Genomic DNA, 15,923 nt, shown 5'->3' with positions numbered 1-15,923 from the left:
CACACGAGCACACCGAACCACACGAGCACACCGAACCGCACGGGCAACCCGAATCGGGAGCGCAACCCGGGCCAAGGGGCGGGCCACAGCCCCGGGGCCCGCCACCAGCGGTGGGCCCACCACCAACGGGAGGCGGGACGTGAAGGCCGGTGGGACCCAGGCCGAGGAAGCGAACGTCACCGGATCTTGCGCTTCTTCAGGTAGGCGGCCAGGTCGTCGTATTCACCGCTCTCGTTGGCGAACATCGCCACGTTGCGGGCGGTGGCGAACCAGGCGTCGGTGGACGGGCGGACCTCCTGGGCCGCGCCCAGCATGTCGGCCTGACTGATCATGCGGACTTCACCGGCGGCGATGGAGTCGCGCATCGCATACTCGGCGGCGGTCTCGCACAGGTGAGCCAGATCCGCGCCCGAGTAGTGCTCGGTCGCGGCGGCGACGGCGGCCAGGTCGATGCCGGCGACCGGGCGGTCACGCAGGTGGTATTCCAGGATGGCCTCGCGTGCGGGCCGGTCGGGTGGGAGCACCAGGACGGTACGGTCCAGACGGCCGGGGCGCCGCAGGGCCGAGTCGACGTCCCAGGGGGCATTGGTTGCTGCCAGCACGAACACGCCGTCGTTCCCGCCGTCGACGCCGTCCAGTTCGGTGAGCAGTTGGTTCACGACCGTGCGCATGGACGACTGCAACTGGCTGCGCTTGTGGCCGAGCGCGTCGATCTCGTCGAGGAAGAGCACACACGGCGCGTGCCCGCGAGCCGACTCGAACAGATCGTGGAGGTTACGTTCTGAGCTTCCGATCCACATGTTGAGCACATCGGTGATCGACAGCGAGATGAACGCCGCTCCCATCTCCCCGGCGACCGCCCTGGCCAAGAACGTCTTTCCACATCCCGGTGGCCCGTAGAGCAACAGCCCGCCGCGCAGGCTCTTGCCGAACAGGCTGCGCAGTTTCGGATTTCGCAGCGGCCCGAGGAACGACACCTCGAGCCGCTTCTTCACCTCGGCCATACCGCCCACGTCGGCGAGTGTGACGGCGGACCGCTCCACGTCGAAGGAGCGGTCGGCGTGACCACGGACCGGGTCGGGCTCACCGTCGGCGCGCGCGAACCGTGGTGGCACCATGTCGCCGAACTGCTCCTCCATGGCCGCCCAATCGATCCCGGACCCGCTGGCGGCCGGTCTCTCCGGCGGTGCCGGCGGCGGCTCGGTGGCCGAGCCCGGTGTTGACGCCGGCGGCTCGGTGGCCACGCCGGGCGAGGACGTCTCCGTGGCCGGCGCCTGCGGGGGCGGGGACGGCGCGGTGGAAGGCGCCTGCGGGGTCACGGCCGGGGTGCTACCGCCCAGCGCGCGGGACATGACCTGTTGCGCCCCGGTGTGGCCGGGCTCACGGGCGAGAATCTGAGCGGCATGCCCGATCGCCTCCGGCCCCCGGTCGGCGGCCACCAGCATCTCGGCCAGGTGCAGCCGCAGGGTGAGGTCGTCGGGCCGGGCTTCGACAGCGGCCGCCAGGCTGTTGATCAAGGCATCGCTCATGCGGGCGATTATGCCCCCGCCACGCCCGCACCCGGTCACGGACGACCCGCGGGCCTCAACACCGGCGCTCGCCCGCTCCCGTCGCGGCCCGACCGGTGAGTGCTCCCGCACACGGAAAGCGACGCCACTCCTACCGTCAGCCCAACGGCGGCGTGCCCGGCGAAACAGGGCGAGCCCGGCCGTCATCGGCCGGTGAGGGTACGGAAGAACGTTGTCACATCGGCGGTGAACAGGTCGGGGACCTCCAGTGCGGCGAAGTGCCCGCCACGCGGGAACTCGGTCCAGTGGCGGATGTCGTGGCGTTGCTCGGCGAGCGGGCGCACGGACTGGACGATGTCGCCGGGCAACACGGCCACTCCCAGCGGGACCGGGCAGGGTGGCTGCGGCACGCCTGGTCCGCTCTCCTTGACGATGCGGGCGGCCGACCCGGCGGTGCGGAAGAACCAGTGGTGGGCGATGTCGGCGACGATGCGGTCGTCGGGCACCGGGGTGGCGGGGTCGGCCCAGGTGTCGAACTTCTCCCCCATGAAGGCGAGCAGCCCTGCCGGTGAGTCGTTCAGGGCGTAGGCGGGCGTCTGCGGGGTGGCGGCGAATAGGATCTGGTGCGGATGCCGGTTGGCGGCCAGCCGCATGGTCTTGGCGAGCCGGTCCTGATCGTCGGGGCCCAGTCCCTCCGCCGAACCGGGGGTGGGCAGGTAGTTGACGTGCACGCCGACGACCCGGTCGGGGGCGACCCCGGCGACGGCCTGGGAGATCCCCGAGCCCCAGTCGCCGCCCTGGGCGCCGAAGCACTGGTAGCCGAGGCGGGACATCAGCTCGGCCCACGCCTCGGCGACCCGGCGCACGCCCCAGGGACGGGTGGTGGGGCCGGAGAGGCCGAAGCCGGGTATGGCCGGGACGACGACGTGGAAATGCTCGCTGAGCGGCCGGATGACGTCGAGGAACTCGACCGTGGAGCCGGGCCACCCGTGGGTGAGCAGCAGGGGCAGGGCACCGGGATCGGCGGAGCGCACGTGGAAGAAATGCACCCGGTCGCCGCCGATCTCGGTGACCTGCTGAGGGATGGCGTTGATCTCGGCCTCGTGGGCGCGCCAGCCGAACCTCAGCCAGTGGTCGGCGAGGGCCCGGACCCGGGCGAGCGGGATGCCGTAGCCGGCCGGCGCGTCGTCGGGCCACCGGGTGCGGGTGAGGCGGTCGGTGAGGTCGTCGATCTCGGATTGGGCGATGCGAAGGGTTGAGTCGTTCATGCGCCTAACGTTAGACTCTCTAACGTTAGGAGGTCCAATGTTACGCTCACCACATGGAAGAGCTGCCAAGCTGGGTTCTGAGTCAGGTCTCGGCGCAGGGACACCGGATCATCGTCGAGAAGTTCGGGTCGGTCGGGGCGCGTGGCTATCACTACCGGTTGCTGCGTTCGCTGGTCACCGACGGACCGGCCAGTCAGGCGGCGCTCGGTCGGCGCACCGGGATCTACCTGAGCGATCTGGTCGGCGCGCTCAACGAGCTGGAGTCGGAGGGCTATGTGCGGCGTTCACCCGACCCGGCGGACCGGCGGCGCAACGTCGTCGGCCTCACCGACCGGGGCCGGGCGCGGGCGGAGGAGCTGTCGGAGCGAGCGCACGCCGTCCAGGAGGAGCTGCTGGCGCCACTGTCCGGTCCGGAGCGGGAGCAGTTCACCGGGCTGCTGCGACGGCTGCTGGAGCATCACCGATCGGGCGGGTGACGGGCCGGTCAAGCCCGGCGGGCGCGTCACGGCCTGGCCGGTCCGGGCAGGCCGCGGGTCTTCCACGGCGGTTCGCGAAGGCGTACGAGATCAAAAGAAAGACCGCCGGCGCAGAACGACGGCGGTCTTTCCCGGAGGGTTTTCTAGCCTGGCCGGCGATAGCCGGCGATGGGCCCTCGATCGATGGTGGCCATCCGCACGTGGTCGCCCGTGTGCGGAGCGTGCACCACCTTGCCGCCGCCGATATAGATGGCGACATGGTGCACGTCGGAGTAGTAGAAGACGAGGTCACCCGGCTTCAACTCGCTCCGGCTCACCGGTGTGGTCGAGCCCCACTGGTCCTTCGTGTAGTGCTCGAGGTGCACGCCGACGGCTTTCCACGCCTCCTTCGTCAGGCCCGAGCAGTCGTAACTGTTCGGTCCTTCGGAGCCGAAGACGTAGGGCTTGCCGATCAGGTCACATGCCTTCTGAGCTGCGCGGCCACCCTTGTCGTTGGTGTAGGTGACCGGGCACGGACCGGTGCGCAGCGGGCCGTCGTCCACGTTCGCGTTGCCGTAGGCCTGGATCCGGAGCTTCTGGAGCTTCGTGATCTCCTTCTCGATCGCCGTCTTCTTCGTCGCGAGGTCCGCGTCACGCGCGGCGATCTCGGACTCGAGCTGGTCGACCTTGGCCTTGTCGGCGGCGTATTTGTCGCGGAGCTTCGCGACGTTGGCGATCGAGGCTTCCTGGTTGCGGGCGAGCTGGTCGAGCAGCGTGAGCTTCTCCACCAGGCCGTCCGGGTCGCCGCTCAGCAGAGCGTTGAAACCGCCGGGCGGCCCCTGCATGTAGGCGTCGACCGCCAGCCCGCGCACCTGGCTCATCGCGACATCCACCTGAAGCTGCAGCGGCGTCAGCGTCTTCGCCAACTGCTTCTGCTGCTTCCGGAGCTTGATCAGCTTCGTGTGGTTGGCGTTGTAGTCCTCGATGACGGGTTCGAGCTTGTTCCACTCCTCGTCGATCTGATCCTCGACGCTGGACGGCGAGGGAGTGGCGTTGGCCGCCACCGGGCCCGTGACCACGAGGCCGGCCGCGGCGAGCGCGCAAACGAGGATGCGCAGCAGGCCGGCGCGACGCGCGCCATTGCGTTTCACGTTGTGTGCGTCGTCCTTTCTTCCCACTCAGCCGCCGACCGGGTTAGCTGACGGGTTCGGGCGGGAAGCATGCCCGGCCGCGCGTGGTGCCACGGCTTCACCCCACTGACCTGGGTCCCCGGTTCGCCTGTCGCGATTGGGCGGTGGTTCGCCAGATCGGCCGGATGGACGATGGGGGGCTGCCGAACCGGGGACCACCGTACTCGGATCATGCCGGCAAATGAAGGTCGCACAGGCCGCCAAACTGTACGCACAGTTAGCAATACGGACGGTTACTAGAATGGCCAGGTATTCAGCGCACGGCCCAGCCACGGCACGACGAGGATCACCGTGGGTAGCACCAGCAGGGCAGTCGCCACGGCCGTCCCGGCCACCGCGAGAGTGGTCGAGCCACGGTCCGGGCCGTCCAGCCGGGCCAGTCGCCGCCGCCGCGATTCACCCTCCGGGTCGGCGGTCACCTCCTCCGCCAGGGGGACGGCGTCGGCGAGACGAGCCAGCGCGGCCCGCAGCGGCGCAGGCCCGGTGCGGCGCCTCGCGGCATCGTCGGCCACCATCTCCAACAGCAGGTGTACGGCGTCGAGCGGCACCTTCGACCGCAGCGGCCCCGGCACAGCCCGGTAGAAGGCCGTGAACGACTCCATCACCAACTCGTGCTTGTGCCGCAGGTGTGCGCGCTCGTGAGCGAGGACGGCATCGATCTGATCCCTGTCGAGCACGTCGAGCACGCCGTCGCTGAGTACCACCCGGGGGTTCCGGCCGGGGACGCAGTAGGCGAGCGGCAGCGGCGCCTCGAGCACCCGCACCTCGCCCCCGCCCAGGCCCTCATGACGCTCCACCCGATCGAGGAGGTCGACGACCATGCGATGCCGATCGCGCCGGGCGCGGGCCCGGGAGGTCACCCTGACGAGCGAGACGACCAGCCGGATCACGATGATCGCGGCCACCGCCAACGAGAGAAGCAACGCGGCGACGGTCTCCGGATGCCGGGCACCGGCCGCGCGGACCAGTTCCTCCGGGGCGGCGAGCACGACGCCGAGGGCGCAGAGCACGGCGGTCAGGGTGAGCGACTGCCACAGCAGCACCCCGGCGACCGGGGCGCGGTCCGCCCACCGGGCGCCGGCCAGCAGCTTCGGCACGGCCAGCGACAGTGTCAGTCCGAGGGCGCCGAGCAGGAGGGCGGTCACCGCTCGATGTTACGGGCGGCCTTCTCGATGGCCGCTTTCAGCGCTTCCGGTGGCAACTGCCCGACGAAGTAGGCGAGAGCGGCGTCCCGGTCCGGGGTGGCGCTCAGCGCGTCCAGCATCACTCCGGCGGTCATCTCCTCGCGGGTCTGCGCCGGGGCGTAACGGTAGGCGCGGTCCGCTCGCTGCTGGACGACCAGTCCCTTCTTGGCGAGCCGGTCGAGGACGGTCATCACCGTCGTATACGCCAGGTCGCGGTCACGGCTGAGCAACTCGTGCACCTGCCTGACGGTGAGCGGCTCACGCGCGTCCCACAGTTTCGCCATGACCTCGCGTTCGAGGTCGTTTCTTGCCATGTGACCCAGTCTACTGCACAGCGTCGTACTACAGGTCGTAGTATCTACTACGAATCGTCGTAGAGGGGTTGCCATGGACGTTCTCGACCTGACTCGATTGCAGTTCGCGGTCGTGACGATCTACCACTACCTGTTCGTGCCGGTGTCGATCTGCCTGTCCGCCACCGCGGCCGGCTTCCACCTGGCCTGGCTGCGCACGGGTGACCGCAAACACCTCGACCTCACGAAATTCGTCGGCAAGCTGCTGATCGTCACCTTCGCGGTCGGCGTCGTCACCGGGCTCGTGCAGGAGTTCCAGTTCGGGCTCGGCTGGAGTTCGTTCGCCCGCTTCTACGGCGACGTCTTCGGGCCGACCCTGGCCATCGAGGGGATGCTGGCGTTCTTCCTCGAGGCCACATTCCTCGCGTTGTGGTATTTCGGGTGGGACCGTCTGCCCCGCCGGCTGCACGCCGCCACCATCGTGGTCGTCGCCGTCGGCACCCTGCTGTCGGCGTACATCATTCTGGCCGCCAACTCGTTCATGCAGAACCCGGTGGCGTACCGGCTCGACCCGGAGACCGGGCGGGCCGTGCTCACCAGTTTCACCGAGCTGATGACCAACGAGGTGGTGCTGGCCGCGTTCCCGCACACGATGGGCGGCGCCGCCATGGCCGGCGGCGGGCTTCTGATGGCCATCGGGATCCGGCGCGCCGCCGCCGACCCCGCCTTCCGGTCACTCTCCCGGGTCGGTGCCTGGACCATGCTGATCGGCGGGGCGGTCACCGCGATCAGCGGCGACCACCTCGGCAAGGTGATGACCGCCGTGCAGCCGATGAAGATGGCCGCCGCCGAAGCCCTCTACGAGACCACCGGCGCCGCACCGTTCTCCGTCTTCGCGATCGGCGAACTGGGCCACGACCGGCCGTTCTTCAGCATCGAGATCCCCGGCCTGCTGTCGTTCCTCGGCACCGGCTCCTTCGACGGGACCGTGCAGGGCATCGACGACCTCCAGGCGGCGTATGCCGCCCAGTACGGTCCGGGCAGCTACGTGCCGATGATCCCGGTCGCATTCTGGACCTTCCGCCTCATGATCGGCGTCGGCGTCCTGGCCATGGCGCTCGCCGCCTACCACCTGTGGTCCACCTGGGAGACCACCCGGCGGTTCCCGCCGCTCCCCGCGTTCCTGCGACCCGGTCAGGGCACACCATCCGTGCTGCGCCGGTTCGTGTTGCTCGCCCCGGTGCTGCCGGCCGCCGCCAACACCTTGGGGTGGATCTTCACCGAGACCGCCCGGCAACCATGGCTCGCGTTCGGCATCTCCACCGTGGCCGAGGGCGTCTCCCCCGGCCTGACCAGCGCCGAGGTGATCGCCTCCCTGGCCGGTTTCACCGTGGTCTACGGACTGCTCGCCGTCGCCTGGTGCCGCCTCGTCGTCCACCTCTCCCGCCAGCCACTCACCCCGGTCGCTTCCGAGAAGGAAGAACCCGAGCCGGTTCCCGCCTACTAGGAGCCACCTTCCATGATCACGTTCTGGTTCGCGGTTCTCGTCCTCGCCTGGGTGCTCTACTTCGTCCTCGAAGGCTTCGACTTCGGTGTCGGCATCCTCTCCCCGGTCCTCGGCCGCGACGAACACGAGCGCGGCGCCGCCGTCCGTACGATCGGCCCGTTCTGGGACGGCAACGAGGTCTGGCTGGTCGCCGCGGTCGGCGTCACCTTCGCCGCCTTCCCCGGCTGGTACGCCGCCCTGATGTCCGCCCTCTACCTGCCGATGGTCGCCGTCCTGCTGCTCCTGGCGGTTCGCGGCGTCACCCTGGAATTCCGCGGCAAACACGCCTCCCCGTCGTGGCGCCGCCGCTGCGACCTGCTCCTGGCCGCGAGCTCGGCAGGCATCGTCCTGCTCTGGGGCGCGGTCCTCGGCGTCCTCGTCGACGGTCTCGCTCTCGGCGCCGACGGCGAGGTCGCCGGCGCCGGCCTCGGCCGCAGCCTCGGCCCCCTGCTCAGTCCCGCCGCCGGCCTCGGCGCGCTCGCCGCGCTCCTCGCGGCGATCCTGCTGGGCGCGACGTTCCTCGCGCTGCGCACCACCGGCCCGGTGCGCCGCCGGGCACGCGACGTCGCGCGCCACACCGGCACCGTCGGCGCGGTCATCCTTCTCCTCACCGGCATCGGTACGGGCAGCAGGCTCACCCTGGCGGCCGCGGCGATGGTGTTCGTCGCCGGCCTGCAGGCGAGGCGCCTCCGCGAGGGCACCGCCTTCACCACCGTCGCCCTGGCCGTCGCGGGCGCGGTCGTCGCCGTCTTCACCGTCCACGGCCCGGTGGTCCTGCGCAGCACCCTCGACCCGGCCTGGTCCCTGACCCGCACGTCGGCTGCCGCCGGACCCGAGGCACTTCGGCTGCTCACCGTCGTCGGCGTGATCATCCTGCCCGGTGTGCTGGTCTACCAGGCCTGGTCCTACTGGGTCTTCCGCCGCCGCGTCGCCAGCGAGCGGATCGCCTCGTGAAGGCGGCCCGCCCTCTCACCCCTGCTGCCGGGCGCCGCCGATCGGCAACGGGGCCGCGTGCCGAACCCACCCGATCCGTCATGAGAACCGGAGACGGTGAGGCCGGACGGCAGGACGCGAAATCCGGCCCGCAGTCGCATTCAGACCCGGAACCGGCGGCCGGGCCCGGCCCGGTGAGTGCCCCGGCCGTGCACCGGGTCTCCCGTGGGCCGATCGACCCACGCCTGCTGCGCCACGCACGGACCAGCCGCACCGGGATCGCATTGCTCGCCGTCATCGGCACCGGTCAGGCCGCGGCCACGATCGCCATCGCGGTCGCCCTCTGCGGGATCGTGACCGGCCTCGCCGACCGTTCCGTGCCGGCCTTCCCCGGAGCGCTCACCGGGACGGCCGCGATCCTGCTGCTGGCCGCCGCCTTCACGGCACGCGCCGGGCTGGCCTGGGCGGAGCAGGTGGTCGCCCAGCGCACCGCCGCCAAGGTCACCGACGAGCTCCGCCGCTCCCTGCTGGACCGGGTGATCGGCCGCGGTCCCGCGTGGGTCGCCGCCTACGGCTCCGGACGCCTCACCACCGTCCTGGGCGCCGGCCTCGACGCCCTGCGGCCATGGTTCTCCGGCTATCTGCCGGCGCTCGTCCTCGGTGTCGTCCTGCCCCCGCTCGTCGTCGTGATCATGGTGGCGGTGGATCCCACCTCAGCGGTGATCGCCCTGCTCACGCTCCCGCTGCTGCCGATCCTGGGTGCGCTGATCGGCTGGGCCACCAAGACCCGCGCCGAGCGGCGGTGGGCCGCCGACGCACGCCTGGCGGGCCACTTCCTCGACGTCGTGCGCGGCCTCACGACCCTCAAGATGTACGGGCGCGCCGAACGTCAGATCGACGTCATCGCCGATCTGACCGACCGCCACCGGGCGGCGACCATGCGGGTGCTGCGGGTCGCGTTCCTCTCCTCGACCGCGCTGGACCTGGTCGGCACCCTCGCGGTCGGCCTGATCGCGGTCCAGGCCGGGCTTCGCGTGGCCGGCGGCGGCATGGACCTCGGCCCGGCGCTCCTGGTGATCCTCCTGGCGCCGGAGGCCTACCGCCCGCTACGCGAGGTGGCCGCCCGCTACCACGCCTCCACCGACGCGGGCGCGGTCATCGCCGACGTCGACGAAATCCTCAGCTCGCCTACCGGGCAGGTTCGGACGAGCCCACCGGCCGCACCCGGGCCGCCACTGACCGGCGATCCCAGCCGCGCCGGCACGCCGGACAGGCACCCGCACCCCGCCGCCCACATCGAGACCCCCGCCGACACGCCGTCCAAGACCTCTGGCCCGGCTGTCGGCACCCACATCGGGACCCGCGCCAACGCGCCGGCCATGACGCCCGGTCCGGTCGGCGCGCACATCGGGACCCATTCCGATGCGCCGGTCATAACCCACGGCCCGGCTGTCGGCACCAACATCGGGGCTCACGCCGGCACGCGGGCCAACACCCCCGGCCCAGCTACCGGCACCCGCATCGGGGCCCACTCCAGTGCCCTCGACCGCCCCGGCCCGGTTCCGGGGACGGCCGCCGGCGCCCGGGTGAGCGCAGCCGAGAGCGACCAGATCGAGGAATCCCTCAGCCCGCCACGGGGCTTCGGGTTGAAGGACGCCGGCCGCTGGGGTGTCCGGGCCGCCGGAGTCCGGGCACGGTACCCGGGTTCCTTTCTCGACGCGCTGCGGCTGCCCGAGCTGGTCGTGCACGCCGGGGAACTCGTCGCACTGCGCGGCCCATCCGGCGCCGGGAAGACCACCGCCTTGCGCGTGCTGGCCGGGCTGCACCCGGCCGAGTCCGGCGCTCTGGCCGTCGGCAGCACGTTCTACCTGCCGCAACGCTCGACGCTACCGCATGCCCGAACCGTCGCCGAAGCCTTTCCCGTCGACACCACACCGGCCGACATCCGCGCCGCGCTGGATGCGGTCGGCCTGATCGGGGAGATCACCCCGGACACGCCGCTCGGTGAGCAGGTCTCCGGAGTCTCCGCCGGCCAGCGCCAGCGCCTGGCATTCGCCGTGCTCCGGCACCGGGCCGTCCGCGCACTGTCGGACGGCCGGCCGTCGCGGTGCCGGGCCGGATCATCGGACGGCCGACCGGCGCCCCGATTCCCCCGGCCAGTGGTGACCCTGCTGCTGGACGAGCCGACCGCTCACCTGGACGTGACGGCCGAGCGTCTCGTCATCGCCCGCTTGCGGGACCTGGCCGTACGAGGCTGCGCGGTCCTGGTGGTGGCCCACCGCCCAGCCTTGCTGGCCGCCGCCGACCGCATCGTCGACGTAGCCACGCCCGCCGGTCCAGCCTCGCTGACCAGCACCGTCACGGCGCGCACACCCAACGAGGCCGTGCAGCCGCCATGGTCGGCCGATCCGTCCACGAACACGCTCGGCCTGATGGAGACCGTCTCGTCATCACCCACCTCGATCGGATCCGACCCGGACGGGACGCAGACGGCCATCACCGCGGTCGGCTCGACAGCCATCCGTGCATGCCGAACCGCACGAACAGGCCGGGCCACCGAAGGCCCTGAAAACGGAGCCGCCGATACCGGTGATGATCGGTGCGGCTCGCCTCCACAACCAGAGACCCCAACCGGCCGAACCGACCACAACCAGCCCAGCCCACCCTTACGACTGGAAACCCCATTCGGCCGGATTGGCCAAGCCGGTGTTGGCCGGTGGGACCGGCTGCGACGGCCGTGGATCGCGGCCGCGCTGGGAGCCGGCTCGTCGCTGGCCGGGATCCTGCTCACCGGGGCGGCGGCCTGGCTGCTCGTCCGGGCGTCCTCGCTGCCGCCGGTGTTGAGCCTGTCGACGGCGGTGGTGCTGGTCCGGGGCAGTGCGGTGGCCCGGCCGCTGCTGCGTTACCTGGAACGGCTCCTCGCGCACGATGTCGCGTTCGCCCGGTTGGGCGCACGGCGGGCGCGGGTCTACGCAGATCTCATCCCGCACGTTCCGGGGCCGCGCCTGCACCGTCGAGGCGACCTGCTCACCCGCCTCGTCGATGACGTGGACACCCGGGTCGACGGGCTTCTCCGGGGCCGCCTGCCGATGCTCGCGGCCGCCGCGACCGCGGTCGCCGGTGTCTTGGCGGTGGCGTGGACCGCACCCGCGCTGGCCGTTCCGGTGGCGGCGGGTCTCCTGGTCGCGGGAGTGCTCGCCCCCGCGATCGCGGCCCACCAGGTGGACCGGCGGGAGGCGGCCACCGGCGCGGCCCGCTCGGCGCTGCGCGACGCGCTGGTGGAGACGGTCGACGGCGTCGAGGAGTTGAGCGCGGGAAGCGGCCGTCAGGGTGTGCCGTGGCAACGAAGCCGCGTCCTCGCCGAGTTGGAGGCGCGGGCGGCCCGCGAGGCCGGTCTGGCCGCGGCGACGGCCCATCTGGGCTGGGGCGCGGCAGCCGCCGGCGTGGCCGTCCTTCTCGCGCGCACCGGCCTGTCCGCCGAGTGGAGCGCCGTGGTCCTGCTGGGCGTGATCGTGCTCGGCGAATCGGTGATCGGCTTGCCCGAGGCCGCGATCGCCCGGCGTCGTGCCGCCGGCGCCGAGCATCGCGTCGCCACGCTGACCGCCACCGACGCCCACTCACCGATCCCCGTGGACGTGGACATGGATGAGCGGATCAAGCCGGATCAGCGCCCACACGGCGCAAGACACCGCCTGGCCCGCAACGCACCCCACCAACCACCCACCGACACCAACGCCCAAGACGCGATCAACACGACCACCCCACAACAAGACCGGCCGAACGACACCAGCGCCGGCAAGCAGACCGGGACAGCCGAACACCCACACGATGCGGGACAGCGCCTGACTGTCGGGAGAAACGCGGCGGAGCCGATCGGCATGGCCGAGACTGTCCCGACATTGGCCGGTCTTGTTCGGCTAGCCGTCAGCACTGTCACAGCACCGTTGAAACAACACCCAGCACCAGCCGAACCGGCCCGGCGAACCGTCAGCACTGTCACACCACCGTTGAAACAACACCCAGCATCAGCCGAACCGGCCCGGCGGACCGTCAGCGCTGACTCAAGCGCTGCGAGAGGGCGCCCACGACCAGCCGAACAGATCGACTACAGCGCATCGCCACCTGAGAACCGACACACCCGCGTGGCCCGAACCGGGGGTCCCCGGCCGGCAGCGGGGCAACAGACCGGAGGGGCTGATGATCGGCCCGGTCCGGGCGGGTCGCCGTCCGGACACGAGGAGATCGCCGGGGTCACCGCGGCCGCCGGGCGGGGCGGGGTACGGGTCAGCGGGCTTGTCGCGGGCTGGGATCCCCGGCGGGAGCCGGTGCTCGACGGCTTGGACCTGTGGCTGCCGGCGGGATCGAAGACGGTCGTCACCGGGCGCTCCGGGTCCGGGAAGTCGACACTTGCGGCTGTGCTCGCCGGGCTTCTGGAACCGCGGGCCGGAAGCGTCAGCGCGGACCACGGGCCGACGGTGCTGGTCGGGGAGGAGACGGGGCACGTGTTCGCGTCCAGCCTCCGGGAGAATCTGCGGCTCGGGGCGCCCGGCGCCGGCGATGAGCGGCTCGTCGCCGCGCTGGAGCGGGTCGGGCTCGGGGCTTGGTCGGCCGGTCTGCCCGAAGGACTGGACACGTGGCTCGGTACCGGCGGCAGCACGGTCTCCGGTGGGCAGCGGCGCCGGCTCGCCACCGCGCGGGCGTTGCTCGCCGACCCGGCGCTGCTCATTCTCGACGAACCCACCGAAGGGATCGACGAGGACGGTGCGAACCGGCTGATGGCGGACCTGCTGGGTGCGGCGGACGGGCGTACCGTGCTGGTTTTCGCGCATCGATTCGAAGGTTTTCGGCTTGCGGACCGGGTGCTCAGCCTCAGCCGGGGCAAAATGACCGATATAACCCTTTAAGCTGGATATCATGGCACGAACGCCTGCTCCGGGCACCCGGGACACCATCCTGACGGCGGCCGCCGGGCTCTTCTACGAGTACGGCGTCCGCGCTGTCGGCATGGCCCAGGTGGTCGAGGCGGCCGGCTGTGGCAAGAATCTGCTCTACAAGCATTTTCCGAGCAAGGCGGGGCTTGCGGCGGCGTACCTCTCGCTGGTCCGCCGTGAGCGGGAACGTTCGGTGACCGAGGTGCTGCGCTGGTCCACCGATCCGGCCGATCGGCTGCTGGCGCTGGCCGGCGAGGTCGCCGACCGGGTTCGCCGGCCCGGCTACCGGGGGTGCGCCTTCCGTAACTATCTGACCGAGTTCCCGGGCGAGAGCGACGAACCGGCCCGCGTCGCACAGGCCTATCTGGCCGACAGCCGCGCCCAATGGGATCGTCTGGTGACCGGCGCCGGCGGCGACGAGTTGCTCGCCGACCGGATCTGGCTGATCGTCAACGGTCTCTACTCCGGCTCGCCGGGGCAGGCACGCGTCGCCGTCGACTGGATCACCGAACTGGTGCGTGCGCCGACCGGCACCGTCCGCGCGGGCCGCTGAGCCGGCACACCAGGCCGGCAGACCACGAAAGCGCCGGCAGACCACGAAAAGCGCCAGCAGACCACGAAAGCGCTGGCGGCACGGAAGCGCCACGGCCCCGAAAACACGGCCGCCCCGAAAACGCGGCGGCGCCGGAAGCGCGGAAACGCCGGAAGCGCGGCAACGCCGGAAGCGCGGCAACGCCGGAAGCGCGGCAACGCCGGAAATCGGCGCGACAATCGCCGCCGACGGCTCCACAATCACGTCGATGAGAAAGCAATTGCCGGAACTGTACGTCGCCGTGGACGTCGAGGCGGACGGCCCGATTCCCGGCCCCTACAGCATGCTGTCGCTGGGAATGGCCGTCGCCGGCCGCGACGACCGCTTCTACACCGAGTTGAAACCGATCTCCGACGATTTCGTGCCGCAGGCGCTCGCCGTCTCCGGACTCGACCGGGATCGCCTGTCACGGGAGGCTCCGGCGCCTGAGCAGGCGATGCGCGCGGCCGCCGACTGGGTCGACGGGCTGCGCACCATCGGCCGCCCGGTCTTCCTGGCCGCTCCCGCGGTGTGGGACGGCATGTTCGTCCACTGGTACTTCCTCCGCTTTCTGGGACACAGCCCGTTCGGCGCGACCGGCTCGGGCGTGGACCTGCGCAGCTTCTGGATGGGCCGTACCGGCTGCGAGTGGTCCGCCTCCCACAAGGGCCGGATAAAACACGCGGTCGGCCTGACCGGCCTCCCGCACACGCATCACGCGGGCGAGGACGCCGCCGAACTCGCCCAGGTCTTCACCGCGGCCCGAGAAACGGCCCGGATAACGGCCCCAGAAACGGCCCGAGAACCCCGATGATTCCGGACGTCGACGGCACCGGGCCTCGCCAGGACGGCCGCCGGCATGGAACGTCTCCACCACGTCACCTCGGTCCGGGTCTCGATCTGGAGGTTCGGCCCTGGACCCCGTCCCGGATGGGCGCCACCCGCCGCATCGCCGGCCCTGTGTCCCGACCGGGCGGGCGGCGCCGCGATCACAGGCGTGGCTCCGGCTCGGGCCCAGCGCCCGGCGACGGGCCGTAGGGGGTGTGGCCGGCCCGGAACCGCCGCAGGTGGTTGAGGCAGGACCTCAGCACCCGTTCGAAGAGTTCCGGTTCCCGCTCCAGCGACCCCTGATACCGTTCCTGATCCTGTTCGACCATCAGCCCGGTCAGTGTCGCGCCCGCCGTCCCGGGAACGAGTCTCGCCTCGTACACCTGCTGGCCGAGCCAGGACCGGTACATCCGCAGCACCCCGGACCCGTCGAGATGGGCCATCCACCGGATCTCCATGTCGTACCCGCCGAGACCGTCACGCAGCAGCGCCACCGAGTCGGCGTCGAGAACGATTCCCGGTTGCACGGCGACTGGCCGAAGGTCCAGCGCGGGCTTGGCCTTCGCGGCGGCGTTCCGGTCGAACAGCGGCCGCAGATCCGGCCCGGTCATCGCCGGTGATCCCGGTGCCGGGCGCCGGCGGGAATCCACGGTCCGGAGATCCACGACGGGTCGTAACCCCGCACGGCCGTGATGAAGCCGTCCGGCGGCCGGTAGCCGTGTGCGGTGACGTAATGCCAGATCAGCGTGGGCGCGGCGGACATCGTTCCCGGATCGGACGGCACCCTGATCTCGGAGAATCCCAGGTTCAGGGTGCGCTTGCCGTGTTCGACGGCGAGCATCCGGTAATCCCGGTGCGAGGCCGGGAGCGGACAGTGCGTGCAGACGTGGAAGCCGCGCATCGTGTTGACCCGGCTCCCGGCGATGATGTCCAGCAGCGCGTCCGCGAACCCGTCCGGAACCGGCCCGCTGCCGAACTCGTGCGGCGCGTCCAGCCAGCCCACGTTGAGCAGCGCACAACGGGGCCGGTAGCTGATCGTTCCGCCGGGAACGTCGACGATCTCCTCCTCGCAATACGCGTAGGGGCTTAGGTCCGCGTAATGCGTCATCGAAAAGCCTCCATGGAAACCCCCGGCTTTAGCCGTGGGGAGGAATCGGATTCCCTGCGGAGCAGGGCAGGGAAAGCCGGTTCGCCGCCAAGGCGGATCCGGCGTCTC

13 protein-coding genes and 1 riboswitch are annotated in these 15,923 nt (G+C 71.2%); of the genes, 6 read left to right on the top strand and 7 right to left on the bottom strand.

Features of this window, described 5'->3' with window-relative positions; genetic code table 11:
- Nucleotides 1–176: 176 nt before the first annotated feature.
- Together AB0I88_RS30450 and AB0I88_RS30445 are read right to left on the bottom strand one after the other, a co-directional pair.
- Nucleotides 177–1,529: an ATP-binding protein gene (locus tag AB0I88_RS30450; protein WP_361032248.1), complete on the bottom strand. Its 1,353-nt coding sequence runs from the start codon at nt 1,527–1,529 to the stop codon at nt 177–179.
- A 182-nt stretch (nt 1,530–1,711) separates the two neighbouring features.
- Nucleotides 1,712–2,776 carry an epoxide hydrolase family protein gene (locus tag AB0I88_RS30445; RefSeq protein WP_361032245.1) on the bottom strand — a complete coding sequence of 355 codons (1,065 nt, stop codon included), beginning with the start codon at nt 2,774–2,776 and terminating at the stop codon, nt 1,712–1,714.
- Nucleotides 2,777–2,829: 53 nt separating this feature from the next.
- On the opposite strand from AB0I88_RS30445, the gene AB0I88_RS30440 reads away from it, so the two are divergent.
- Entirely contained in the window at nt 2,830–3,252 is a 423-nt protein-coding gene (locus AB0I88_RS30440) for a MarR family transcriptional regulator (RefSeq protein ID WP_361032242.1), read from the top strand.
- A 143-nt stretch (nt 3,253–3,395) separates the two neighbouring features.
- On the opposite strand, the gene AB0I88_RS30435 is transcribed toward AB0I88_RS30440, so the two are convergent.
- From AB0I88_RS30435 to AB0I88_RS30425, 3 genes are all read right to left on the bottom strand, one after another.
- Nucleotides 3,396–4,382, bottom strand: a complete 987-nt coding sequence (locus tag AB0I88_RS30435; RefSeq protein WP_361032239.1) for an NlpC/P60 family protein — start codon at nt 4,380–4,382, stop codon at nt 3,396–3,398.
- A gap of 17 nt (nt 4,383–4,399) precedes the next feature.
- Nucleotides 4,400–4,535: riboswitch (cyclic di-AMP (ydaO/yuaA leader) on the bottom strand.
- A gap of 122 nt (nt 4,536–4,657) precedes the next feature.
- Nucleotides 4,658–5,566 carry a M56 family metallopeptidase gene (locus tag AB0I88_RS30430; protein ID WP_361032236.1) on the bottom strand — a complete coding sequence of 303 codons (909 nt, stop codon included), beginning with the start codon at nt 5,564–5,566 and terminating at the stop codon, nt 4,658–4,660.
- Nucleotides 5,563–5,919: a BlaI/MecI/CopY family transcriptional regulator gene (locus tag AB0I88_RS30425; protein WP_361032233.1), complete on the bottom strand. Its 357-nt coding sequence runs from the start codon at nt 5,917–5,919 to the stop codon at nt 5,563–5,565. The genes AB0I88_RS30430 and AB0I88_RS30425 overlap by 4 nt, the downstream gene beginning before the upstream one ends.
- Before the next feature lie 73 nt (nt 5,920–5,992).
- Between AB0I88_RS30425 and AB0I88_RS30420 the strand changes: the two genes are divergently transcribed.
- The 5 genes from AB0I88_RS30420 to AB0I88_RS30400 all read left to right on the top strand — a co-directional run bounded on the left by AB0I88_RS30420 (nt 5,993) and on the right by AB0I88_RS30400 (nt 14,693).
- Nucleotides 5,993–7,405: a cytochrome ubiquinol oxidase subunit I gene (locus AB0I88_RS30420; protein WP_361032230.1), complete on the top strand. Its 1,413-nt coding sequence runs from the start codon at nt 5,993–5,995 to the stop codon at nt 7,403–7,405.
- A 12-nt stretch (nt 7,406–7,417) separates the two neighbouring features.
- Nucleotides 7,418–8,398: a cytochrome d ubiquinol oxidase subunit II gene (gene cydB / locus AB0I88_RS30415; RefSeq protein ID WP_361032227.1), complete on the top strand. Its 981-nt coding sequence runs from the start codon at nt 7,418–7,420 to the stop codon at nt 8,396–8,398.
- A gap of 80 nt (nt 8,399–8,478) precedes the next feature.
- Nucleotides 8,479–13,281, top strand: coding sequence for an ATP-binding cassette domain-containing protein (locus AB0I88_RS30410; protein WP_361032224.1), 4,803 nt, complete (start codon nt 8,479–8,481; stop codon nt 13,279–13,281).
- Between the two features lie 10 nt (nt 13,282–13,291).
- Entirely contained in the window at nt 13,292–13,861 is a 570-nt protein-coding gene (locus AB0I88_RS30405; RefSeq protein WP_361032221.1) for a TetR/AcrR family transcriptional regulator, read from the top strand.
- Between the two features lie 247 nt (nt 13,862–14,108).
- Entirely contained in the window at nt 14,109–14,693 is a 585-nt protein-coding gene (locus AB0I88_RS30400; RefSeq protein WP_361032218.1) for an exonuclease, read from the top strand.
- Between the two features lie 175 nt (nt 14,694–14,868).
- On the opposite strand, the gene AB0I88_RS30395 is transcribed toward AB0I88_RS30400, so the two are convergent.
- Nucleotides 14,869–15,318 (bottom strand): hypothetical protein, encoded by a 450-nt coding sequence (locus AB0I88_RS30395; RefSeq protein ID WP_361032215.1) that lies wholly within the window; start codon nt 15,316–15,318, stop codon nt 14,869–14,871.
- The gene (locus AB0I88_RS30390) at nt 15,315–15,815 is read right to left on the bottom strand and encodes a hypothetical protein (RefSeq protein WP_361032212.1); all 501 of its coding nucleotides are present in this window, start codon (nt 15,813–15,815) and stop codon (nt 15,315–15,317) included. The genes AB0I88_RS30395 and AB0I88_RS30390 overlap by 4 nt, the downstream gene beginning before the upstream one ends.
- Between the last annotated feature and the right edge of the window lie 108 nt (nt 15,816–15,923).

Origin of the sequence: Actinoplanes sp. NPDC049802, assembly GCF_040656595.1 — a bacterium.
Taxonomy (GTDB): domain Bacteria; phylum Actinomycetota; class Actinomycetes; order Mycobacteriales; family Micromonosporaceae; genus Actinoplanes.
Note: the sequence above shows the minus strand (reverse complement) of the source record. Positions and strands in the feature narration are given on the sequence as shown.